Here is a 21,692-nt window from a genome sequence, read left to right as displayed (position 1 = left end):
GAGGTGCGGAGCGTAGCGCAGCCTCGAACCACGAGGATGTGGCGCTGAGGCATTGGGGCACGCCCTCGTGGTTCGAGGCTTTGCAAAGGCAAAGCACCTCACCATGAGGGCTACTGTACCTGGGGGCGTGCTCGCCTTTCAGCAGGCGACGACGTTGACGGCCAGGCCGCCTTGGCTGGTTTCCTTGTATTTTTCGCTCATGTCATTGCCGGTCTGGCGCATGGTTTCGATGCAGGCGTCGAGGGGGACGGCGTGGATGCCGTCGCCTTTGAGGGCGAGCGAGGCGGCGGTGACCGCTTTGACGGCACCAAAAGCGTTGCGCTCGATGCAAGGGATTTGCACGAGGCCGCCGACGGGGTCGCAGGTCATGCCCAGGTGATGTTCGAGGGCGATTTCGGCGGCGTTTTCGATTTGCTCGGGTGTGCCGCCTTGAATGGCACAGAGGCCCGCGGCCGCCATGGAGGAGGCGGAGCCGACTTCGCCCTGGCAGCCCATTTCAGCGCCTGAGATTGAGGCATTGTGTTTCAGAATGCCGCCAATGGCGGCGGCGGTGAGGAGGAAATCGTGCACCGCGGCGCGGCCCATGCCGGGGAGGAATTGCGTCGCATAGCGGAGGACCGAGGGGATGACACCCGCAGCGCCATTGGTGGGCGCGGTGACGACGCGGCCGCCGGCGGCGTTCTCCTCGTTAACGGCCATGGCAAAAAGGCTGAGCCAATCATTGCCGCTCAAGGGGTCGATCTCGTTGCGGCGCCATTTTTCGGCGAGGTGCTCGTGGAGCGCCTTGGCGCGGCGGCGCACTTTCAGGCCCCCGGGCAATTGCCCATCCTGCATCAGACCCCGGTCGATGCAGCCGGACATGGCAGCCCAAATTTCGTCGAGATCCCTATCGAGTTTTTGGCGCGACAGGCGGACTTCCTCATTGGCGCGCTTCATGGCGGCGATGGAGAGGCCGGAGCGCCTGGCCATGTCGAGCATCTCGGCGGCATTGGCGAAGGGCCAGGGCACGTCCTGTTTCATGGCGGGCGCTTCCTTGAGCGCCACCAGTTCGTCCTGGCTGACGACGAAGCCGCCGCCGATGGAGAAATAGATCCGGCGCAGCAGCAATTGGCCATCGCCATCCCAAGCGCAGAACTGCATGCCATTGGGGTGGCCGGGGAGGGGCGTGCGCGTATCGAGGACGAGATCGACGGCAGGGCGGAACCGATAGGGCGGATGGCCCGGCGGTTCGATGCGGCCGGTTTCGCGGATTTTGGCGACGATCGGCTCCATCTGGTCGGGATCGACATCGCGCGGGTTTTGGCCGGCAAGACCCAAAATGACGGCGCGGTCGCTGCCATGGCCGATGCCGGTATATGCGAGAGAGCCATGGAGGCTGGCGGTGATCGCGGCGGGCCGGGCCTGACGGGCGCGTGGCCAGGTGCCCTCGCGCAATTCATCGAGGAAGCGGCCGGCGGCCGACATCGGGCCCATGGTGTGGGAACTCGATGGGCCGATACCGATCTTGAAGACGTCAAAGACAGACAGGAACATGGCCCATCATACCCATTGTTCCAGAACCGGCAACAGAGCGTGGCGGGGATGGGCGATTGCGTTTGGGTGGGACATGCCGATATCGCTGGGATCAAGCGCAAGGAGACGCATTATGGCCTCATATCAATTCCGCTCTGCCGAGGGTGCGGCTGCCAATTCGCCGCTGATCTTTCTTTTCCACGGTACGGGTGGGGACGAGAACCAGTTCTTCGACCTCGCGGCTGAACTGGCGCCGGGGGCGGCGCGGGTCGCGCCGCGCGGCGATGTGAGCGAGCATGGCGCCTTGCGCTATTTCCGCCGCACCGCAGAGGGCGTCTATGACATGGCGGACCTTGCGCAGCGCACGGTGGCGATGACGGATTTTGTGCGGGCGGAAGTGGCAAAGCGGCAACCCTCAAAGGTGCTGGGGCTTGGCTATTCCAATGGTGCGAACATTCTGGCCTCGGTGCAGTTCGGGGCGCCTGAGCTGTTTGATGCGACCGTCCTGATGCATCCGCTCATTCCTTTTACCCCGCCTGTGGTTGCGTTCGGCGGACGGAAAATGCTGGTCACGGCGGGGCAATATGATCCCATAGCACCGGCCGGGGCGAGTCAGGCGCTGGCGGATTATTTCAAGGCCAATGGCGCGAGCGCAGAGATCGTCTGGCACAATGGCGGTCATGAAATCCGGCAGGAGGAGCTCCTGGCGGCGCGGGCATTTCTCGCGGCCTGACGATCTGTTTTTTCCTGCCCTCTTGGCCTATTAACGAAGTCTAGAGCCCGCGCCCGGATAGTGTCCGGGGTGGGCCTCTGCCCTTCTGCCGTCATGGGTCGCCGCATATGTCGCTCCTTCGCCTCTTCACCGACAGTTTGCGCACCCGCGTGCTGCTGCTGGTGCTGCTCGGTTTTGCCAGCGTCGCCGTGCCGGCTTTTTTCGCCTTTCAGTGGGTGGTCAATTCGACCGTCGTGCAGTTGGGGACGCTATTTGCCGAAAAGCAGGTGCTCTATGACCGGCATCGCGGACTCGGCACGCTGGTGCGGGAGGTTTCGCTGGCCGAAGCGCTGGCGGGCAGCCAGGCGATCCGCGACTGGGCGCAGGACGAGACCAATCCCGAACGCCGCGCGCGCGGGTTCGCCGAACTGGAGCATTATCGGCGCTACTTTGCCGACGGGTCCTACTTTTTCGTCGTGGCGGCTTCGGGCAATTACTATTTCAACGACAGCTCCAATGCCTATGCGGGCAACCAGTTCCGCTATGCGCTGAGCCCCGACAAGGCGGATGACGCCTGGTATTATTCGACGCTGGCGCTGGGCGAGGGTTGCCATCTCAACGTCAACAATGACGCCAATCTCAAGGTGACGAAGGTCTGGATGAACTGCGTGATCCGCGAGGGGCGCGAGGTTCTGGGGCTTTTGGGGACCGGGATCGATCTGAGTTCTTTCATCCAGGAAGTCGTCAATGTGCCCCAACGGGGCGTCACTTCCATGTTCGTCGACCGGCAGGGCATGATCCAGGCGCATCGGGATGAGGCGCTGGTGAGCCTGGCGAATTTCGCCGATGGGGTCGACAGCAAACGTTCGGTGTATTCGCTCGTCACGGGCTCAGGCGACGCGGCAACGCTGCGCCGGCTGTTCAGTGACGTGACTGAGGGCGGCATGCTCGCCGATTCCGCCTTCGTGACGGTCAATGGCAAAGAGACGCTGGTCGGCATTGGCTATCTCGACAAGCTCGGCTGGTACAATGTTACCTTCATGGATGTCGATACCATCATCGACCGGCGGCTCTTCGTGCCCATCGGCTTGCTGCTGGCGACCATGATGGTGGTGGTCGCGGCGGTGCTGATGCTGATGTTCAGGAACCAGGTACTCGACCGGCTGACGAGGCTCGAGCATGTGGTGCGCAAGGCGCGGGCGGGGGACTACGGACCGGCCCTGAGCATGGGTGCCGGGCGGCAGGATGAAATCGGGCGGCTGTCCTCAGCCCTGACGCAGATGGCGGCGCGGGTCGACGACCATACGCGGCTCCTTGAAGCGCGGGTGCGCGAGCGCACGCAGGAACTTGAGAGTCTGGCCTTCCGCGATGGACAATCGGGCATTCTCAATCGCCGCGGCTTTGCCCTGGCCCATGGCGATCTGGCGGCCAATGGGGCTGCTTATGGCATTCTTCTTATCGATGTCGACCATTTCAAGCAGGTCAATGACAGCCATGGTCACGCGGCCGGCGATCTTGTCATCATTGCCGTCGCGCGGCGGATAGAGGAAACCATCGGCGCCGAAGGCGTTTCGGCGCGCTGGGGCGGGGATGAGTTCATCGTGCTCTTGCCCGAATGCGGGCCTGCGGCCCTGCGCACCCGCGCCCATGACATCATGCGCGCCGCGATCGGCGAGCCTATCGCCACGGCACCCGGCCGCTCGATCACCGTGTCGCTGAGCATCGGGGCATGCCTTGCCGAGGGTGGGGACAAGCTTGAAGTGGCGACCGACATGGCCGATGCCGCGCTCTACACCGCCAAGCAGGCGGGGCGGGGCCGGGTGGTGGTCTTTGACAAGGACATGCGGCCCGATCCCCGCCGGCACGTTGCCTGATCCGCGATGATTGCAGACTTGACGCCGGCGCCTTGATTGGGGCGTATCGGGGCAGTGCCGTTTTCTGAAGGATGAGAAATGTTTCGTCACGTCTTCCTCCTCGCGCTCGTCATGTTGACGGGCATGAGCCTGCCCGCTGCGGCAGCGAGCTTTGATTGCGCCAAGGCCGCGACGCCGTTCGAGCACGCTATTTGCGACGACACCGCGCTGTCGATGGCGGATGACCGGCTGGCGAAAACCTATCAGACGGCAGTCGGCGGGCTGTCGGAGGCGGCGCTGGCGGCCGTGCGTGGCGATCAGCGGACCTGGCTCGACTATGCGCGGCGCGCCTGCGCACCCGATGCCAAGCCGATGACGACAGGCAGCTATGATGAGGATCGTACGCGTTGCCTTGTCACCCTCTTCAACAGCCGCAGCGTCGTGCTCGAAACGAGCCGCATGATGGGTGGCAAGCGGTTTTATCCGCGGGCGCAATATTCGGCCCTGCCTGATCCTGATGCGGAAAGCCCGGATTCCTATTGGGCCGTGGCTACCCACGAACTAAGCTATGTGCAGCTCGATGCCGAGGATGCTTCGGCCAAGGCGTTCAATGCCTATATCGAAGAGCAGGCGGTCGCGCTTTCCGGCAGTTTTGGCGAGGAGGGCGCGATCGACGATGTGCAGACGGACGGCTCGAGCGACTCGCTCAATTCGATCCGGGTGAAAGACGCCAATTACAACAGCGTCACGCTCGATGTGAATACCTATTGGTATGGCCATGGCGCCGCGCATGGCAACTGGACGGTGGATTATCTGCACTATCGTCTCGACGAGAACCGGCCGCTGGTGGCCGAAGACATTTTTGCCGGCAAGCGCTGGAAAACTGCGCTTCTGGACCTCGCCGTCGAAGCGCTGAGGGCCGAGCATGGCGACGAACTGATGCTCGATGACACCCAATATATCGCCGGCGCGGTGACCGATCCGGATCGCTGGGACCTGTCGGACCCCTATTCGCTGATCGTGCAGTTCCAGCCCTATGAGGTGTCCTACTACGCCTATGGTGCGCCCACGGCCCGTATTCCCTGGGGGAAGTTGCAGGACTATCTCTCCGAAGATGCCGAAGGCTATCGGTATTGAGCCGAGCTAAATCCGATCAGGACGCGATGACATGAACGACCTTCTCCACCACATGATTTCTTCCGGCCCGCGGCCGGTGGCGCCTTTCAGTCATGCGGTGGAGGCGGGGGGCTTTGTCTTTGTGACCGGGCAGATGCCGACCGATCCCAAAGCGCCCGATGCGCCTTTGCCGGAGGGAATCGAGGCGCAGACGCGGCAAGTGATCGACAACCTCAAGGTGGTTCTGGGCGGGGTTGGACTGACCCTTGCCGATGTGACCATGGCGCGGATTTATCTCACCGCGTTCGAGCGCGATTACGCGGCGCTCAACGCGCTGTGGCCGAGCTTTTTCGAGGCGGGCAAATTGCCGGCGCGCACGACCGTGGGCGTAACGGCGCTGGCGGTGGGTGCGCTGGTCGAGATTGATCTGGTGGCACGGCGGGCCTGAGCCACACTTTTTTGCAGAGCCCCAACAAGATGCTGGACAGTCTTGATGTGGATTGCTTTTCTACCGCCCTGCGCTGCATTCGCAAAGACGAAGCAGTGCCGGGGCCTTGGGAGAGGCGCCCCTTTGGGAGGAAAGCATGAAGAGACGTGAATTTTTCAAGCAGGCGTCTGTCGCCACGATTGGTGCGGCGGCCGCAACGACGCTTGCCGCGCCGGCTATAGCCCAAGACAAGATCACCTGGCGTATGGTGACGACATGGCCCAAGAACTTTCCGGGCCTGGGCGTGGGTGCGCAGAACCTTGCCGACCGCATCACCAAGGCTTCGGGCGGTCGATTGACCGTGCAGGTCTTTGCTGCGGGTGAAATGGTGCCGGGCCTGCAGGCGCTCGATGCCGTGATCGACGGCTCGGCGGAAATGAGCCATGGCACGCCCTATTATTGGCAGAACAAGAGCCAGGGGCTGTCGTTCTTCACCGGTGTGCCCTTCGGCATGACCAGCCGCGAATTGACGGCCTGGGTGCGTTATCTCGGCGGCCAGGAATTGTGGGACAAGATCTACGATCAGTTCGGTCTGCAGGGTTTTCTCTCGGGCGATACCGGCACCCAGGCGGGCGGCTGGTTCCGCAATGAACTCACCGGGCTTTCCGATATCCAGGGGCTGCGCTTCCGCACGCCGGGCCTTGGCGGACAGGTCTGGGGCAAGCTTGGCGCTTCGGTGACCAATCTTGCTGCCGGCGAAATTTTTGCCGCGCTGCAATCGGGTACGCTCGATGCGGCCGAATTCGTCGGCCCCTACAACGACCTCGCGCTTGGCTTCTATCAGATCGCCAAGAATTACTATTTCCCCAGCTTCGTCGAGCCGGGCCTGGCTACCGAAATCGTCGTCGACAAGGCCAAGTATCAGGCTCTGCCGGAAGACCTGCAGGAAATCGTCCGGGTCTGCGCCCAGGCCTCCTATGACGACGTCGCTTCGGACATGTATGCGAATGATCCACGCGCCCTCAATGCGCTCGTGTCCGAGCATGGGGTTCAGGTTCGCCGCTTCCCCGATGAAATCCTTGAGGCCGGCGCCAAGGCATCGATGGAGCTGATTGCGGAAATCCGCGACGGTGGCGATGCCCTGACCAAGGAAGTGGCCGAAAGCTTTGTCACCTCCTTCAACCTTCTGCGCCAGCGCACCGAGGGCACGGACATGCCCTATCTGTCGGCCCGCGAAAAATACATCAAGTACGAATAGGCAGCCTTCAGCGGCTAAAGAAAAGCCCGGGCAATTGCCCGGGCTTTTTGTTTTTGGGAGTGGCGTTGCCGCCTAGTACAACATGTCCGGCAGCCAGGTTATGAGTTGCGGGAACATGAACAGGATGAAGAGCGCAACGATCTGCAGGAGCACGAAGGGGATGACGCCCTTGTAGATCATGCCGGTGCTGACCCAGGAGGGGGCAACGCCGCGCAGATAAAAGAGCGCGAAGCCGAAGGGCGGGGTCAAGAAGCTGGTCTGGAGATTGACCCCAACCATGACGCCCAGCCAGATCGGGTTGACATCGAGCGCCAGCAGCACCGGGGCGGTGATCGGGATGACGATGAAGATGATCTCGAACGTGTCGAGGATGAAGCCGAGCAGGAACATCACCAGCATGACGATGATGATGGCGCCGACCGCGCCCCCGGGCATGGATGAGAGGAACTCGTGCACGAGGTTGTCGCCGCCCATCATGCGGAAGACGACCGAAAACACCGCCGCGCCGAAGAGGATGATAAACACCATCGAGGTGATGGTGGCGGCGGAGACGACAACCTGCTTGAGAATGCCGAAATTGAGCCTGCCACGCAGTAGCGCGAGGAGGATGGCGCCGACAGAACCCACGGACGCGGCTTCTGTGGGGGTGGCGATGCCGCCAAGGATCGAGCCGAGGACGGCAATGATCAGGAGGAGCGGTGGCAATAGCGCGGTGACGATTTCGCGACCGAGATTGGCCTTTTCCGCTTCCGGCACCGGGGTTGCCGGGCAGGATTTGGGATCGGTGATGGCCTTGAAGATCATGAAGGCCGCATAGAGGCAGACAAGCAGCAGGCCGGGGATGATGGCGCCGGCAAAGAGGGCACCCACCGAAACAGGCTCGGGCGCAAAGTTGCCCTTTTCCATCTGCACCTGGGCGTTGATCCCCGAAAGCATATCGCCCATGAAGATCAGGACCGTCGAGGGCGGAATGATCTGCCCCAGCGTGCCTGAGGCGCAGATGACGCCCGTTGCCAGCTTGGGATCGTAGCCGGCGCGCAACATGGCGGGCAGGGAGATCAGGCCCATGGTGACGACAGTGGCACCGACGACGCCGGTCGAGGCTGCGAGGAGCGCCCCGACCAGAATGACCGAAAGGCCGAGGCCCCCGCGTAGATTGCCGAACAGCTTGCCCATGGTGAGGAGCAATTGCTCGGCAATGCCGGAGCGCTCGAGCATGACGCCCATGAACACAAAGAGCGGCACTGCGACGAGCACCTCGTTGGTCATGAGGCCGATATAGCGGCCGGCCAGCGAGCCGTAATTCGAAGGGTCATAGACCCCGAGCCACCAGCCGACGAGACCAAAGAGCAGGGCGGTGCCGGCGAGAGAAAAGGCGACCGGGAAACCGAGCATGAGGACGCCGATGACGCCCAGGAACATGAGGGCGGCGAGAATTTCGCCGATAAGAACGGGATCCATCAATGGGCTTCCTTGGGGGCATCGATCTTGTAGCGGAGGTCGGGGGGCAGGAGGTCTTCCTTGTCCGCTAGGACGAGGATGGACCGCAGCGCCATGGCAATGCCCTGAAGGCCGATCAGAACGGCAAAGACGATGATGAAGCTCTTGAGGACGAAGAGACCCGGCATGCCGCCGATATTTGCCGAGCCTTCCGAATAGCTCCAGGAGCGGGCGACGGCTGTCCAGCAATATTGGATGACGACATACATGAAGGGCAGAAGGAAGACGACGACGCCGAAGAGGTCGGCCATCGCCTTTTTGCGGATGGAGGCGGGGCGGTAGAAGATATCGACCCGCACATGGTCATCGCGCAGCAGCGCAAAGCCCGCCACCCCTGTAAACATGGCGCCGCCGACCCAGACGTAAAGATCCTGCATCCACAGGACCGAAACATGAAAGAAATAGCGCTGCACCACCACGGTGAAGCAGATGAGCACGCAGGCAAGCGCCAGCCAGCTCAGAATTTGTCCGACCAGCCAATTAATGGCGCTGATGCCCCGGACGAGCACGGCGAGCCCTTGCACCGCGATATCCTCCCTCTTGTATGACGCTGCCGGGTTTCTCAAGAACCCTGACAAGCGATCTGCCTGCGATTGAACATCATCCAGAAATGAGGTCAACGCCATACTGGCGCGCTTTTTCGTAAAGCCCCGCGGTGCTGGTGACTTTTCTTGCCCGAATGGTATGACGCTGCAACGGCCCAAAAAGGAGAAGCGCATGTTCGTCGTCGGTGGGGAGAGCCTGGTGGATCTGGTGCCTGTGTCGGCGGTACCGGGAGCCGAGCGGTTGGCTTTGCCGGGCGGATCGCCCTTCAACTGCGCGATTGCGCTGGCCAAGCTCGGCAACGCAACCGGCTTTCTGTGCCCGATCAGCCAGGACGAATATGGCGACCTGCTGCTCAAGCCACTGGCCGAGGCCGGGGTCGAAGTCCTGCTCAAAGAGCGCGTGGCGGAGGCGACCACGAAGGCGGTGATCACCTTTAACGCCAAGATGCAGGCAAGCTATGTGTTCGAGCGCGGCGCCGATCGCGCCTTTACGCGCGAAGGCCTGCTCGCAGCGCTGCCGCAATCGATCGAGCTCTACCAGATCGGAGGTTTTGCCCCGATGCTGGAAGAGGATGCGGAAAAATGGCTGCCGGTGGTGAAGGCCGCTATCGGGCGCGGCGCGACGATCTCGTTTGATATCAATGTGCGCAAGGTGGACGACGAGGACGGCTATCGCCAGCGCCTCGAAACCTTCCTCGATCTCGCCCATATCATCAAGCTTTCCGAAGAAGACCACGAATGGCTCGAGCCGGGCGTGAGCATCGAAGAGCATGCACGGCTCCTGCTCGACCGGCCCAATTGCGAACTGGTGGTTGTTACCCTCGGCGAGCATGGCTCGCGCGCTTTTTCCAACGTCGCCAGCGCCCAGGCGGGCATTTATACGCCGCCCGTGTTTGGCGATACGGTGGGCGCGGGCGATAGCCTGATGGCGGGGATACTCACCTGGCTCAACGAAACTGGCGCATTGAAGCTGGGGAAACTGGGCATGCTCGACGCGGCAGCGCTCAAAACGACGCTGCGCTTCGGCGCCGTGGTGGCCGGGCTCAACTGTGCGGAAAAGGGCTGCAAGCCGCCGACGCGCGCTCAGGTGGATGCCGTCCTCGCAAGCAGTTGACCGTGCCTGACATTGCGGTTTGCCGCGGGCTCTGGTGTGATCGCGCCGACTAGCCGGGGAACAGTCATGAAGAAGCGTTGGGTGGGTCTTGCCGTTGTCGCGGTGGCCGGTGTGGCGACGGCGGTCTATTTCCTCAAGCCCGTGGCGGGGCCGGAGCGGGACCTGACTATGGTGGGGGACGCGACACGCGGCGACTATGTCATGCGGCTCGCCGGCTGCGTTGCCTGCCACACGGATGCGGCGGCCGGGGGGATTGAACTGGGCGGTGGGGCGGGGCTCAAAACCGCTTTCGGTACTTTTGTGCCGCCCAATATTACCTCGGACCGAAATGCCGGGATCGGGGCCTGGACGTTGGAGCAGTTTTCGGACGCGCTCAGCAACGGCATGGGACCGCAGGGGCATCTCTACCCGGCCTTTCCCTATGAAAACTATGCGCTGATGAGCGACCAGGATGTCGTCGATCTCTACGCGGCGCTGATGAAAACCAAGCCTGACCCGGCGCCGGCGGCGGAGAGTTCGGTGCCGTTTCCGTTCAATATGCGTCTGATCATGGCGGGCTGGAAGAACCTGTTCTTTGCCCCGCGCCGTTTCGAACCGGAGGCAGGCAAGGACGCGGTCTATAATCGCGGAAAATATCTCGCCATGGGACCCGCCCATTGTGTTGCCTGCCATACCCCGCGCAATGGGCTGGGGGCGCTTGAATGGGATCAGGCCTTTGCCGGGTCGCCCGGCGGTACGGGTGGCCGCGCGCCGGCGCTGACGCGTGAAGCACTGGTGGCGGAGGGCTATGACGTGGCAACCCTGGCGCAGACGCTCCAGGATGGGTTTACCCCGGGCTTTGACGTCTTGGGCGGACCGATGGGCGAGGTCATCAAGGATTCGACCTCGTTCTGGACCGAGGATGATCGCAGGGCTGTGGCGACGTATCTGCTGGCGGACTAGGGTGTGTGGTATTCGCGTGATGACGGGCTGCAAACGCCGGTTTTCTGGGCTTCCGGTCCTCACGTACCGAACGTACGCTGCGCATAGCCCTGCGAGCGTAGCTCTCCGGGCGTTCTTCGCGGCAAAGGTCCACTGGACCTTTGCCAAGGTGCTCATCACTTCTCGAAAACCACCGTTTTCGCCTCGCCCTGACATGAATCCCCACACACCCGAGCTAGCGCGCTATGGCTGGCCCTTGGCCTCAAATCGCGCAAAAAACTGTTCTCGGTGCCAGGCCAGCGCCTCGCGATCGGGCCAGGCTGCAATGGCGTCCCTGAGCGCTAGCATGCCGGTGCGATTGACCGTGTCGGCAATATCGGGACGGACCGCATGCATATCGACAATGATCTCGAATTGCGGCCCCACCGTCCAGGCGAAGTGCTCGAACAGGACCCCGGGCTCGGGGTCGAGGAACAGGAAATTGCTGACGTGTAAGGCGCCGCCCTTATGGAGCGGGCGGATGACGCAGGCGACACCAATCTCGGTTGTAACGTCGGAGAAGCTACAGCGCTTCTGCTGCTGGCGCGCCAACTGGCTGGTGAATTGATAAATGGCGACAACAAAGTCGTCGCTGGCCGGGGCATCGTCGATCTCGGCGTGGCCGAGGGCCCGCGCAATGATCTGGTCGAACAGGGGTTCGGATAGATCATGGATGCCATCGCGGCTGGGTGCGTTCTCGACGAACATCACGGGTTCAGGGAAGAGACGGAGGTCGGCGATGTCGACAAGGGTGTTGCCGGCGTCATCCGTTCGCAGGCCATTGAGGGTGCCGAGCGCCACATAGCCTTGTTCAGCCGGAAGAATAGAGGCGACTATGACCTGCGCGCCAAGCCGCGCCTCAAAGTCCGGTGCGGTGTTTGGACCACACGGGAACGCCTCGGAGCCACCATTAAGCAGCGGTCTGTCCAGACTGGTGAAGATGACAAGCTTTGACACGGAAACGCCCCCCGACGTTCCGCTATCTTTAAGCAGTACCACCAACCGCACAACTACGTAGTTGCGGCCGGTGCCACGCCTCAAGTGAAAGAGGCCCCGGCGAGATCGCCGAGGCCCCGATCGTATCAACTGTAGGCTGTTATCTAGGCGCTGTACGCCTTGACGTTCTGCTTCTGCTCGCCGAGGCCTTCGATGCCGAGGTGCATGACATTGCCGGCTTTCAGCCAGACCGGCTCGGGCTTGATGCCCATGCCGACGCCGGGCGGGGTGCCGGTGGTTATGACGTCGCCGGGCTGCAGGCTCATGAACTGGCTGACATAGGAAACGATCTTGGCGACGCCAAAAATCATCGTCCTGGTGGAGCCGTTCTGATAGCGGTGACCGTCGACTTCGAGCCACATGGAGAGGTTTTGGGGATCGGCGACTTCGTCCTTGGTGACGAGCCAGGGGCCGATGGGCCCAAAAGTGTCGGCGCCCTTGCCCTTGTCCCAGGTGCCGCCGCGCTCGCTCTGGAAGTGGCGTTCGGACACGTCGTTGCAGACGCAATAGCCGGCGACGTGGTCGAAGGCATCTGCTTCTTCGACGTAGCGGGCTTCCTTGCCGATGACGATCGCAAGCTCGACTTCCCAATCGGGCTTGATGGCATTCTTGGGAATGATCACATCGTCATTGGGGCCGATGATGGCGCTGGTGGCCTTCATGAAGATGATCGGCTCGGCCGGGATCGGCGCACCGGTTTCGGCGGCGTGGTCGGCATAGTTGAGGCCGATGCAGATGAATTTTCCCACGTTTGCCACGCAAGGGCCGATCCGTTCGGCGGCGTCGAGTTTTGGCAAGAGGTCGATGTCCGTGGCGGCGATCCTGGCGAGGCCTTCGGGCAGCAGGGTCGAGCCGCCGATGTCAGCGACGACGCCGGAGAGGTCACGGATCGAACCGTCCTTGGCGATGATGGCGGGCTTTTCCGACCCTTTGGGGCCGACGCGAAGCAGTTTCATGGGGCAGAGCTCCTCTTATCTTGCCTCGCTGATAGAGGCTAACATGTTAGTCTGTCGAGTGCGACTTTGGTGTCGCGCGTTCGCTTCTTACGATTTGGGGCGGATGATGCCCTTCTTGAGCACGATATTGCCGTAGAGCCGGGTTTCGCCGGACTGGATCACGGCCGCGGCCTTTTTGGCGCGATCATAGAAGGCGAAGCGTTCGACCGTCGAAAAGGTCATTCCCGGTTCGTGTCGGGTAATGATCTGCTGGAAATCGTCGTAGATGGGCTGACGGGCATGGGGATCGCCGACGACGGCCATGCCGATGGCGGCCTGATCGACAAAATCATCGAGCGGCATGACGGTCAGGACGGCTTCGAGAATATCGGTGGCGGAAATGCCGTCGGCGCGGTGGACCTGTGGGCCGAGGAATTCGGCCGGGAAGTTTGCGTCGGCAATGACGATCTCGTCGCCATGGCCCATGGCCCGCAGGGTGGCGAGAAGTTCGGGGCCGAGCAGCGGCGGAATATTTTTCAGCATTTTTTTGGTCTCCGGAGATGTTCTGTTCGTCTCAGCCGAATGGGAAATAATCGGCGTCGAGGACGGTTTCGGCGCCGTCGGCAAAGATGCCGGGATTGTCTTGGGCGAAGGCGAAGAGTTCGACCATGACGGCGTCGATATGGGCGCGGATGGCGGCGATGGCCTGGGGCGTGTCACCGGCGACAATGCCATCGAGAATGGCCTGGTGCTCGGCGATAGTGAGGGCAAGGCGGCGCGGGGTGATGATCATGCGGCGGGCGCGATCGAGATTGGCGCGGGCCTTGTCGATGATCGCCTTGACCTTGGTCATGCGCATGGTGCGGAAGATGATGTCGTGGAAGGCGACGTCGATCTGGTGGAAGGTTTCGGCATCGTCGCGGGCGGCGGCGTCGCGCTGGTCGGCCATATTGGCGTGGAGCGCTTCAATGACTTCGGCATCGTGCTTGCCGATGAGGACGCGCAGGGCTTCACTTTCGAGGCCTTTGCGGATCAGCATATATTCGCGGACATCGGCGATTTTGACCAGCGATACGGTGGAGCCGCGCTGGGGGGCGATGTCGACGAGGCCTTCTTCGGCAAGCCGGGCAAAGGCTTCGCTGACCGGGAAGCGCGACACTTCGAACTGGGCGCAGATGGCTGTCTTGTCGAGCACTGCGCCGGGCGGCAAGGCCAGTGTGACGATGGCCTGACGCAGGGCCTGGGTGACCTCCGCGGTCACATTGCCGCGCGTGAGCGTCGCAGGCCGTGTCAAAAAAGAATAGGAACTTGTATGGTTGTTCATGCTAACATGTTAGTTAGTGTGCAGCCGTACCGCAATGGCCCCAATCTGACTGCGATGCGGGACGGCGACAAGCCACGAGTTGAGACCTTCATACCCCGCGGAATTCGCCGATGTCCGAGACCATGACCCGCCCGCAAGGCAAGACCCTGACGCTCAATAGCGCCGACAATATCGCAGTGGCGCTGGCCAATCTCGATGTCGGCACGGAAACGGCGCAGGGCGTTTCCATCGTCCGGCGGGTGCCGCGCGGGCACAAGTTTTCGGTACGGCCGATCGCGGCGGGCGAGGCGATCGTTAAATTCGGGCAAATCATCGGCTTTGCCAAGGACGGTATTCCGGCTGGCGATTGGGTGCATGAGCACAATTGCGGCATGGGTGGGCCAGACGGTACGCTAAGCCACGACTATGCTTTTGCCCAAGGCGCGATTCCGGTCGAGTTTTTGACTGGTGCAAACCAGGCGACGTTCCAGGGCTATCGCCGTTCGAACGGCAAGGTGGGCACGCGCAATTATATCGGCATTCTCACCTCGGTGAATTGCTCGGCGACTGTCGCGAAATTCATGGCGCAGGCGATCAATAATTCGGGCGTGCTCGACGATTATCCCGAGATCGACGGGATTATCCCGTTCGTTCATGGCACGGGTTGCGCCATGGACAACCAGGGCGAGGGCTATCAGATTCTGCGGCGTACGCAGTGGGGTTATACAGCCAATCCCAATCTTGGCGCGGCGCTGCTGGTGGGCCTCGGCTGCGAAGTGTTCCAGATCGAGCGGATGAAGCAGTCCTATGGCATGACCGAGACGGATACGTTCCGCACCATGACCATTCAGGAGATCGGCGGCACCGCCAAGATGATCGAATGGGGTGTCGAGAAGATCAAGGAAATGCTGCCCATCGCGGCGCGGGCGCGGCGCGAAACGATTGCGGCTTCGGAATTGACGCTGGCGCTGCAATGCGGTGGGTCCGATGGCTATTCGGGCATCACGGCCAATCCCGCGCTCGGCGTTGCCGCCGACATTCTGGTGCGCAATGGCGGTACGGCGATCCTCTCGGAAACGCCGGAGATTTATGGGGCCGAGCACCTGCTGACCCGCCGCGCGGTCAACCGCGAAGTGGGCGAAAAGTTGATCGAGCGCATCAAGTGGTGGGAGGATTATACCCAGCGCAATGGCGGCGAGATGAACAACAATCCCTCGCCGGGCAACAAGGCGGGCGGGCTGACGACGATTCTTGAAAAATCACTGGGGGCGGCGGCCAAGGGCGGCACCTCGCCGCTGACGGCGGTTTATGAATATGCCGAGCCAGTGACCGAAAAGGGCTTTGTGTTCATGGATACGCCCGGCTTTGATCCGGTTTCGGCGACGGGGCAGGTGGCTGGTGGCGCCAATATCCTGGCCTTCACCACAGGTCGTGGCTCGGCCTATGGCTGCAAGCCGGTGCCTTCCATAAAGCTCGCGACCAATTCCGAGCTTTATGGGCGCATGACCGACGACATGGATATCAATTGCGGCGATATCGTCGAAGGCGTTTCCATCGAGGCCAAGGGGCAGGAGATTTTCGATCTCATGCTGCGCGTTGCTTCGGGCGAAGAGACCAAGTCGGAAAAGCTCGGCTATGGGGATAATGAGTTTGTGCCGTGGCAGGTCGGGGCGGTGATGTAATCACCGAACGGGCAATCCACCACGACGTCTTACTCCTGGCCTTCGTTCTCGGTTTCGCTGGGGTTGATGCCCACGCCAAACGCGTCGGCGCGGCCGATGGGGGCGGCCATCAACTGTTCGAGTGAAAAGCCCATGTCCGCAGCCGGTTGCGGAGCGGCAATGAGCAGATCGGCGGCGCGCTGGGGGGCGCGGCTGATCGGAACGACGGCGCCGGCGACTTCGAGGAGCCGGGTCTGGCCCTGGCCCTGATAGGGCGGGCGCAGCATGGCGGCGGCGTCGGTGCCGAGGAGCGGATCCGCTACAGCAACGGTGATGCCGCCACCGCGATAGAAGGTGCGGATCGACTGGCTGATGTAGAAAGCCAGTTTGTCAGCGCCGGCGGTTGAGAAGTGAATGCCGTCATCCTTGCGCATGCGGGCGTTCTGGCCGTTTACGTCGGGGCCCTGGGACGAATATTTGCCATCTTCGCCGAGAAAGCGCTCGTAGATATCGAGATATTCGGCTCCGCCGGAGAAAGCCGCCAGTTTGTAGAGGGCGCTGATCTGGCTCATGGCGGCGGAATATTCGGTCTTCGACATAGGCGGCAGGCCGACCCAGATCACCGGTTTGCGGGCGGCGCGGAGTTGGCCGAGGAAGTCGTTGAGGCGGGCTTGATAAGCGGCCGTCCATTGTGGGGTCAGGGAATTGTAGGACTGGCCATTGACCCGGATTTCCTGCCGGTCGTTGACGCCGATGATAACAATGGCGAGGTCAAAGCTGTCGGCGGCGATCTGCTCGCCAATGGTCTTGTTCCAATCGAAATAATCATCGCGCACGAAGCCGGAGGAGCCGACGCCCTGATTGATGACCACCAGATTGGGGTCTTCGGCGTAGAAGCGCTCGAGCGCCTTGGCGAGATCGACGGCGAGGGAATCGCCGAAAACGGCGAGGCGCGTGGCGTCTGCGGCTTTTTCCACCTGCGGCTTTGGTGGCGGCAGGGCGGCGGGGGTGGCCTTGCGCGGCTGAGTTTGCTGCACCGGCGGCGGGGCCTGCTGGGGCTCGGCGCCAAACAGGACGTCGAACAGGGTGCGGCGCTTTTGCTGCTGGGCGACTTCCACGCGGGTTTCTGCCTGCGCGAAAGCCGGCGCCACATCGATAGTGGCGAAGAGGGCGATCAGCAGGAAAACAAAAACACGCTTCATGGCTCGGTCCGAAATGTTCTTTCGGTCTAGCAGACAGAGGTCAACAAAACCATGCGCTCGCCGTGGCGTTACCGCGTGGCGCTGGACAATGCCTCTGCCGCGGCGCGGGTGATAAAGCCGTCGGCGATCTCGCCATGGGCGGCCTGGAAGCGGGCATAGGCCGCCTGGGTGATGGGGCCGAGGCGGCCATCGACGGCGCCGTCATAGAGCCCGAGGGTTTTGAGGGATTGCTGGATCGACTGGCGCTGGGCGAGGTCGGGGAAGGCAGTGTTGCGCGGCCAGGGCGTGACATAGCTGCCACCGCCCTTGAGGCGGTCGGTCAGGTGGGCGACGGCCATGGCGTAGCTATCGGAGAAATTATAGCCTTTCAGGACCAGATAATTGCCGGTCATCAGGAATTTGGGACCGGTATGGCCGGTTGGGACGTAGAGGAAGACCGGCGTATTCGGATTGGTGAAGGGGCGGCCGGAGACGCGGGTGATGCCGCGTTCGGCGAAAAAGTTGAGGGGGCGGAGTTGGTCGCGGCTGGCGAGGAGATAGTCGAAGTTTTGGGGGACATCGACTTCGAAACCCCAGTCCATGCCGGGCTGATAGCCGAGGTCGAGCAGGAATTTGGCCGAGGTGGCGAGGGCGTCGGCGAGGGAATTGTGAAGGTCGATACGGCCGTCGCCATCGCCGTCGGCGCCATGGGCGATGACATTGGTGGGATTGACCTGCAGGTGGCCAATGGCGCCGGCCCATGAGCCAATCGGGGAAGTGCCGCCGTTGAGTTCGGCAAGGCGCAGGGCGGCGAAGAAATCGGCCTTGTCCTCGGCATAGCGGGTGCGGTGCTGGAAGGTGACGGTGGCAAGGGAGCGGACGATGGGACGGATCAGGTCGGCATTGCCGAGGACGGCGCCATAGTCGGTTTCGATGCCCCAGATGGCGCCGAGCAGATAGGGATCGACGCCAAAGTGCTGGCCGGTGGTTGAAAAGAGCGGGGCGTTGCGCTCAAGGGCTGTCTGGCCACGGGAGATGCGGCCGGCATTGACGCGGGTTTCGATATAATCCCAGACCGGAGTGGTGAATTCGGGCTGGGTTTCGACCAGTTTTGGGACGCGCGGATCGGGCGTGAGGCCTGATGTCAGCGCGTCGTAGGAGGAGGCGCTGACGCCCGAGGCCACGGCTTCGTTTTTGAGGCTCGCGAGAAACGCGGAAAAATCCGACTGCGCCAGTGCCGGACCGGTCATCAGCAAGACGAGCAGGACGACGAGATGGCGCATGGGAAAAAACCTCAGCGGTTGCGGGTCATCAGGTGGCGTTCCCAGGAATAGGCGGTTTCGACGATTTCGTTGAGATCGTCATGCTTGGGCTGCCAGCCGAGGAGTGCGCGCACCTTTTGGCCAGTGGCCGTGATGGAGGCTGGATCGCCGGCGCGGCGGGGGCCTTCATCGGCGCGGAAATTGACGCCGGAGATTTTGCGGACCGTTTCGACGACCTGGCGCACCGAATAGCCCTGGCCATAGGCGCAATTGAGGGTAGTGCTTTCTCCGCCCTTGCGCAGATGGTTGAGGAGGAGCGCGTGGGCAGCGATCAGGTCGGTGACGTGGATATAGTCGCGCACGCAGGTGCCGTCGGGCGTTTCATAGTCGGTGCCAAAGATGTCCATCTTTTCGCGCTGTCCAAGGGCTGTCTGGCAGGCGACCTTGATGAGATGGGTGGCAAGCGGGGTGGACTGGCCCGAACGCTTCTGCGGATCGGCGCCGGCGACGTTGAAATAGCGCAAGACGCCGAAGGTGATGGGATGGGCGGCCGCGACATCGGCCAGCATCCACTCGGTCATGAGTTTTGAGCGGCCATAGGGCGACATCGGGTTGAGCGGGGTATCTTCGACGACAGGGGCAAGGCCGGTCATGCCATAGACGGCGGCGGTCGAGGAGAAGATGAAGTGCTTTACCCCGCCCCTGACGGCTGCCTCGATGAGGTTGCGCGAGGTGGCGGTATTGTTGGCGTAGTATTTGAGCGGATTGGTTACCGATTCCGGAACGACGATCGAACCGGCGAAATGGATGATTTCGGTGATGCCGTATTTCTCGATCAGGCTGACGACGAAGTCGATATCGCCCGCATTGCCCTCGACGAACCGGGCCCGGCCATCTATCGCCCAATCGAAGCCGGTGACGAGATTGTCGAGGACAACCACGTCCTGTCCGGCATCGGCCAGATTGAGAACCATGTGACTGCCGATATAGCCTGCACCACCTGTGACCAAAACCGTCATTGGCCGTACTCCCGCCGTAAAAGCCCTTTTGTTGTGAAACGATATGTAACACATGTCGATTTAGGTCTACGCCTAAGTTGCGCATAACCAAGCAAGGAATAATCCGTGTCCAAACGCGTCCGCACTGCCGTTTTTCCCGTCGCTGGCCTCGGAACCCGTTTCCTGCCCGCCACCAAGGCAATGCCGAAGGAGATGCTGACCGTCGTAGACCGGCCACTGATCCAATATGCGGTGGACGAGGCGCGCGAGGCGGGGATCGAACATTTCGTCTTCGTCACCGGCCGCAATAAGGGTGTCATCGAGGATCATTTCGACCGCCAGTTCGAGCTTGAAACCACCCTCGAAGTGCGCGGCAAGAGCCAGGCATTGCGTGAGTTGCAGAAGGACCTGCCTTCGGCCGGGCGCACGAGCTTTACCCGTCAGCAGGAACCGCTGGGGCTTGGTCATGCCGTCTGGTGCGCCAGGGATATCGTGGGGGACAATCCCTTTGCACTACTGCTGCCCGATATGCTGTTCAAGGGCGAGCCGGGTGTGCTCAAGCAGATGATGGATGCCTATGAGGAAACCGGCGGCAATGTCATTGCGGTCGAGGAAGTGCCGCATGACGAGGTCAGTTCCTATGGCGTTATCGGGCGGGGCGAGGGGCCGGATACGGGCTTCAAGCTCACCGAGATGGTTGAAAAGCCCAAAAAGGAAGACGCGCCGTCCAATCTCATCATTTCGGGCCGCTATATCCTGCAGCCGGAGATTTTCTCATTGCTCGCCGAGCAGACCAAGGGTGCGGGCGGAGAAATCCAGCTGACTGACGCCATGCAGAACCTGATGCACCAGCAGAGCTTTACCGGCGTCAAATATGCCGGCAAGAGCTTTGACTGTGGTTCCAAGATCGGGTTTCTCACGGCCAATGTCGTCTATGCGCTCGAGCGCGACGACATTCGCCCCGGCTTCATTCGGGAACTGCGCAAGCTCGATCTCGAAGAGCAGCTCTAAGCGCGATCAACGCGCGATCGTGACGCCCAGGCTCACCTGATGGGTCTGGGTGTTGCCGTTGGCTTTGTCGGTATTGCCGTAGCCGTAATCGGCGTTCAGGCTCGTATGGGTGTTGAAAACATAGTCGGCGCCAGCGCCGAGGCCGAGGCGGCGTTCGGTGGTGCCGGTGCCGACGAGTTCGGAATTGCTCCAATTGGCCGAGGCGCGCAGGCGCAGCCAGGTATTGACCGTATATTGGGCATTGGTGAAGGCGGTGTACTGGATGCGGGCATTGCCCGGGTTATCGGCACCAGCGGGGGCGAGCGCGGTCTCTAGACCGGCCGTTAGCTTCACTGTCGAATCAGGGGTGTAACTGATTTCGGCGCCATAAAGCTGGGCGCGGATGGCGCCGAGCGTTGCTTCGTCGAAGACGCGTTCGCCAATGCCCACCGAGGCGCTGGCCGACCAGATGTCGTTCCATTTGCCGGCAATGCCGGCGCGCAGCGAGCGGTTGGTGGCATTGGGATAGACGCCCAAGCTGGCCGTCGGCGTGTCGAAAATGTCCCGCTGCAGTTCGCCTTGTCCAAAAACCTCAAGGATTGGCGTGACCTGATAGCCGAGCCGGAGATTGGCGCTGGCGGCCCAATAATTTTGCTCGGAATTGTCGGTGAGGCCGGTATCGCTGCGCTCGGTCGGGCCATAGACGGTGCGGTTTACGCCGGCGCCGAGCCCGAGATTGAAGCGGCCAAACTGACGGGTGACGCCGACTTCACCACCGCCGGTGAAAACCTGCGGCGGGGTTAGAATCGAGGGCGAAAGGCCGGCTGTGCCCGGCAGGTCCTGGGTGAGGCCGATATTTGCGGAGGCTGACGCGGTGGTAACCGAATCGATCGGCGCGGAACCTGAAATCGAGAGCCCGCCCGAGGTGAGGGTCGGCAGGTTTTGGCCGCCGGTCTTGGCGATATCGGCGCTGCCATCGACCACGATAGTCGCGATCCCGCCAGCGTGGGTATAGGTGAAGCGCGGCAAGAGGTGCGCGACGAAGCTGCCTTCGCCGTTGGAACTGAGATAGGTACCGCGCAGGCCGACGGACCAATCGAGCGGGGCGCTTTGACTGGTTTCGGGACCAATTGCAAATTCGGGCGGAACCGGCTGGGCCGGGTAGACGCCCGGTCGGAGGCGAGCATTGGAAAGGGCGGGGTCGGAGACGGTCTGGCGGGCCGGGGCGGTGACGCTGGCGGTCGCCGTCTCATCGAGCGGTTCGGTTTGCAGCAGCGCAGGCGCAGCCATAGCCGTGCCGGCCATGAGGCCGGCAACCAGGCTGAGGGCCAGGCTTCTGGTGTGCTGCGAGAAAGGCAAACCGCGCTCC

At 62.1% G+C, this 21,692-nt stretch carries 20 protein-coding genes; 9 read left to right on the top strand and 11 right to left on the bottom strand.

The window, feature by feature from the left end; translation table 11 throughout:
• Positions 1–138: 138 nt before the first annotated feature.
• Complete coding sequence (locus ASD83_RS15050) at positions 139–1,533, bottom strand: L-serine ammonia-lyase (protein WP_056312205.1); 1,395 nt, start codon at positions 1,531–1,533, stop codon at positions 139–141.
• A 112-nt stretch (positions 1,534–1,645) separates the two neighbouring features.
• On the opposite strand from ASD83_RS15050, the gene ASD83_RS15045 reads away from it, so the two are divergent.
• The 5 genes from ASD83_RS15045 to ASD83_RS15025 all read left to right on the top strand — a co-directional run bounded on the left by ASD83_RS15045 (position 1,646) and on the right by ASD83_RS15025 (position 6,878).
• Positions 1,646–2,245: an alpha/beta hydrolase gene (locus tag ASD83_RS15045; protein ID WP_056312203.1), complete on the top strand. Its 600-nt coding sequence runs from the start codon at positions 1,646–1,648 to the stop codon at positions 2,243–2,245.
• 107 nt (positions 2,246–2,352) lie between these two features.
• Entirely contained in the window at positions 2,353–4,098 is a 1,746-nt protein-coding gene (locus ASD83_RS15040) for a diguanylate cyclase (RefSeq protein WP_056312201.1), read from the top strand.
• Positions 4,099–4,176: 78 nt separating this feature from the next.
• Entirely contained in the window at positions 4,177–5,214 is a 1,038-nt protein-coding gene (locus tag ASD83_RS15035) for a DUF3298 domain-containing protein (protein ID WP_056312200.1), read from the top strand.
• Positions 5,215–5,266: 52 nt separating this feature from the next.
• Positions 5,267–5,641 (top strand): RidA family protein, encoded by a 375-nt coding sequence (locus tag ASD83_RS15030; protein WP_056312488.1) that lies wholly within the window; start codon positions 5,267–5,269, stop codon positions 5,639–5,641.
• Positions 5,642–5,777: 136 nt separating this feature from the next.
• The gene (locus ASD83_RS15025; RefSeq protein ID WP_056312198.1) at positions 5,778–6,878 is read left to right on the top strand and encodes a TRAP transporter substrate-binding protein; all 1,101 of its coding nucleotides are present in this window, start codon (positions 5,778–5,780) and stop codon (positions 6,876–6,878) included.
• Between the two features lie 72 nt (positions 6,879–6,950).
• Here the strand turns inward: ASD83_RS15025 and ASD83_RS15020 are convergent, their stop codons facing one another.
• Together ASD83_RS15020 and ASD83_RS15015 are read right to left on the bottom strand one after the other, a co-directional pair.
• Entirely contained in the window at positions 6,951–8,339 is a 1,389-nt protein-coding gene (locus tag ASD83_RS15020; RefSeq protein ID WP_056312196.1) for a TRAP transporter large permease, read from the bottom strand.
• Complete coding sequence (locus ASD83_RS15015) at positions 8,339–8,902, bottom strand: TRAP transporter small permease subunit (RefSeq protein ID WP_056312193.1); 564 nt, start codon at positions 8,900–8,902, stop codon at positions 8,339–8,341. The genes ASD83_RS15020 and ASD83_RS15015 overlap by 1 nt, the downstream gene beginning before the upstream one ends.
• 193 nt (positions 8,903–9,095) lie before the next feature.
• Between ASD83_RS15015 and ASD83_RS15010 the strand changes: the two genes are divergently transcribed.
• Together ASD83_RS15010 and ASD83_RS15005 are read left to right on the top strand one after the other, a co-directional pair.
• A complete protein-coding gene (locus tag ASD83_RS15010) occupies positions 9,096–10,037 on the top strand; it encodes a carbohydrate kinase family protein (RefSeq protein ID WP_162249176.1) in 942 nt (313 codons plus the stop codon).
• A gap of 66 nt (positions 10,038–10,103) precedes the next feature.
• Positions 10,104–10,979 (top strand): c-type cytochrome, encoded by an 876-nt coding sequence (locus ASD83_RS15005; RefSeq protein ID WP_056312188.1) that lies wholly within the window; start codon positions 10,104–10,106, stop codon positions 10,977–10,979.
• Positions 10,980–11,201: 222 nt separating this feature from the next.
• On the opposite strand, the gene ASD83_RS15000 is transcribed toward ASD83_RS15005, so the two are convergent.
• The 4 genes from ASD83_RS15000 to ASD83_RS14985 all read right to left on the bottom strand — a co-directional run bounded on the left by ASD83_RS15000 (position 11,202) and on the right by ASD83_RS14985 (position 14,189).
• Positions 11,202–11,954, bottom strand: a complete 753-nt coding sequence (locus tag ASD83_RS15000; protein ID WP_156385975.1) for a hypothetical protein — start codon at positions 11,952–11,954, stop codon at positions 11,202–11,204.
• Between the two features lie 143 nt (positions 11,955–12,097).
• A complete protein-coding gene (locus tag ASD83_RS14995) occupies positions 12,098–12,949 on the bottom strand; it encodes a fumarylacetoacetate hydrolase family protein (RefSeq protein ID WP_056312185.1) in 852 nt (283 codons plus the stop codon).
• An 87-nt stretch (positions 12,950–13,036) separates the two neighbouring features.
• Positions 13,037–13,471: an RbsD/FucU family protein gene (locus ASD83_RS14990; RefSeq protein WP_056312183.1), complete on the bottom strand. Its 435-nt coding sequence runs from the start codon at positions 13,469–13,471 to the stop codon at positions 13,037–13,039.
• Positions 13,472–13,502: 31 nt separating this feature from the next.
• Entirely contained in the window at positions 13,503–14,189 is a 687-nt protein-coding gene (locus ASD83_RS14985) for a GntR family transcriptional regulator (RefSeq protein ID WP_162249175.1), read from the bottom strand.
• A 173-nt stretch (positions 14,190–14,362) separates the two neighbouring features.
• Here ASD83_RS14985 and ASD83_RS14980 point away from each other — a divergent pair, with 173 nt between their 5' ends.
• Positions 14,363–15,913, top strand: a complete 1,551-nt coding sequence (locus tag ASD83_RS14980; RefSeq protein ID WP_413813498.1) for a UxaA family hydrolase — start codon at positions 14,363–14,365, stop codon at positions 15,911–15,913.
• A 29-nt stretch (positions 15,914–15,942) separates the two neighbouring features.
• Here the strand turns inward: ASD83_RS14980 and ASD83_RS14975 are convergent, their stop codons facing one another.
• From ASD83_RS14975 to galE, 3 genes are all read right to left on the bottom strand, one after another.
• Complete coding sequence (locus ASD83_RS14975) at positions 15,943–17,094, bottom strand: DUF459 domain-containing protein (protein WP_056312178.1); 1,152 nt, start codon at positions 17,092–17,094, stop codon at positions 15,943–15,945.
• A 68-nt stretch (positions 17,095–17,162) separates the two neighbouring features.
• On the bottom strand, positions 17,163–18,356 hold the full coding sequence (locus ASD83_RS14970; protein ID WP_056312176.1) for a lytic murein transglycosylase: 1,194 nt from the start codon (positions 18,354–18,356) through the stop codon (positions 17,163–17,165).
• Between the two features lie 11 nt (positions 18,357–18,367).
• Complete coding sequence (galE, locus tag ASD83_RS14965; protein ID WP_056312174.1) at positions 18,368–19,354, bottom strand: UDP-glucose 4-epimerase GalE; 987 nt, start codon at positions 19,352–19,354, stop codon at positions 18,368–18,370.
• A gap of 105 nt (positions 19,355–19,459) precedes the next feature.
• Between galE and galU the strand changes: the two genes are divergently transcribed.
• Entirely contained in the window at positions 19,460–20,344 is an 885-nt protein-coding gene (gene galU, locus ASD83_RS14960) for a UTP--glucose-1-phosphate uridylyltransferase GalU (RefSeq protein ID WP_056312172.1), read from the top strand.
• Positions 20,345–20,350: 6 nt separating this feature from the next.
• On the opposite strand, the gene ASD83_RS14955 is transcribed toward galU, so the two are convergent.
• Complete coding sequence (locus tag ASD83_RS14955) at positions 20,351–21,682, bottom strand: outer membrane beta-barrel protein (protein WP_056312170.1); 1,332 nt, start codon at positions 21,680–21,682, stop codon at positions 20,351–20,353.
• Between the last annotated feature and the right edge of the window lie 10 nt (positions 21,683–21,692).

Origin of the sequence: Devosia sp. Root685 (assembly GCF_001427875.1) — a bacterium.
GTDB lineage: Bacteria > Pseudomonadota > Alphaproteobacteria > Rhizobiales > Devosiaceae > Devosia.
This window is presented reverse-complemented; position numbering and strand designations above follow the sequence as displayed.

Excerpts from the sequence above, each read along its gene's own strand:
- ASD83_RS15050 (WP_056312205.1), bottom strand. The coding sequence starts at position 1,533 with ATGTTCCTGTCTGTCTTTGACGTCTTCAAGATCGGTATCGGCCCATCG.
- ASD83_RS15045 (WP_056312203.1), top strand. The coding sequence starts at position 1,646 with ATGGCCTCATATCAATTCCGCTCTGCCGAGGGTGCGGCTGCCAATTCG.
- ASD83_RS15040 (WP_056312201.1), top strand. The coding sequence starts at position 2,353 with ATGTCGCTCCTTCGCCTCTTCACCGACAGTTTGCGCACCCGCGTGCTG.
- ASD83_RS15035 (WP_056312200.1), top strand. The coding sequence starts at position 4,177 with ATGTTTCGTCACGTCTTCCTCCTCGCGCTCGTCATGTTGACGGGCATG.
- ASD83_RS15030 (WP_056312488.1), top strand. The coding sequence starts at position 5,267 with ATGATTTCTTCCGGCCCGCGGCCGGTGGCGCCTTTCAGTCATGCGGTG.
- ASD83_RS15025 (WP_056312198.1), top strand. The coding sequence starts at position 5,778 with ATGAAGAGACGTGAATTTTTCAAGCAGGCGTCTGTCGCCACGATTGGT.
- ASD83_RS15020 (WP_056312196.1), bottom strand. The coding sequence starts at position 8,339 with ATGGATCCCGTTCTTATCGGCGAAATTCTCGCCGCCCTCATGTTCCTG.
- ASD83_RS15010 (WP_162249176.1), top strand. The coding sequence starts at position 9,096 with ATGTTCGTCGTCGGTGGGGAGAGCCTGGTGGATCTGGTGCCTGTGTCG.
- ASD83_RS15005 (WP_056312188.1), top strand. The coding sequence starts at position 10,104 with ATGAAGAAGCGTTGGGTGGGTCTTGCCGTTGTCGCGGTGGCCGGTGTG.
- ASD83_RS14995 (WP_056312185.1), bottom strand. The coding sequence starts at position 12,949 with ATGAAACTGCTTCGCGTCGGCCCCAAAGGGTCGGAAAAGCCCGCCATC.
- ASD83_RS14990 (WP_056312183.1), bottom strand. The coding sequence starts at position 13,471 with ATGCTGAAAAATATTCCGCCGCTGCTCGGCCCCGAACTTCTCGCCACC.
- ASD83_RS14980 (WP_413813498.1), top strand. The coding sequence starts at position 14,363 with ATGTCCGAGACCATGACCCGCCCGCAAGGCAAGACCCTGACGCTCAAT.
- ASD83_RS14975 (WP_056312178.1), bottom strand. The coding sequence starts at position 17,094 with ATGAAGCGTGTTTTTGTTTTCCTGCTGATCGCCCTCTTCGCCACTATC.
- ASD83_RS14970 (WP_056312176.1), bottom strand. The coding sequence starts at position 18,356 with ATGCGCCATCTCGTCGTCCTGCTCGTCTTGCTGATGACCGGTCCGGCA.
- galE (WP_056312174.1), bottom strand. The coding sequence starts at position 19,354 with ATGACGGTTTTGGTCACAGGTGGTGCAGGCTATATCGGCAGTCACATG.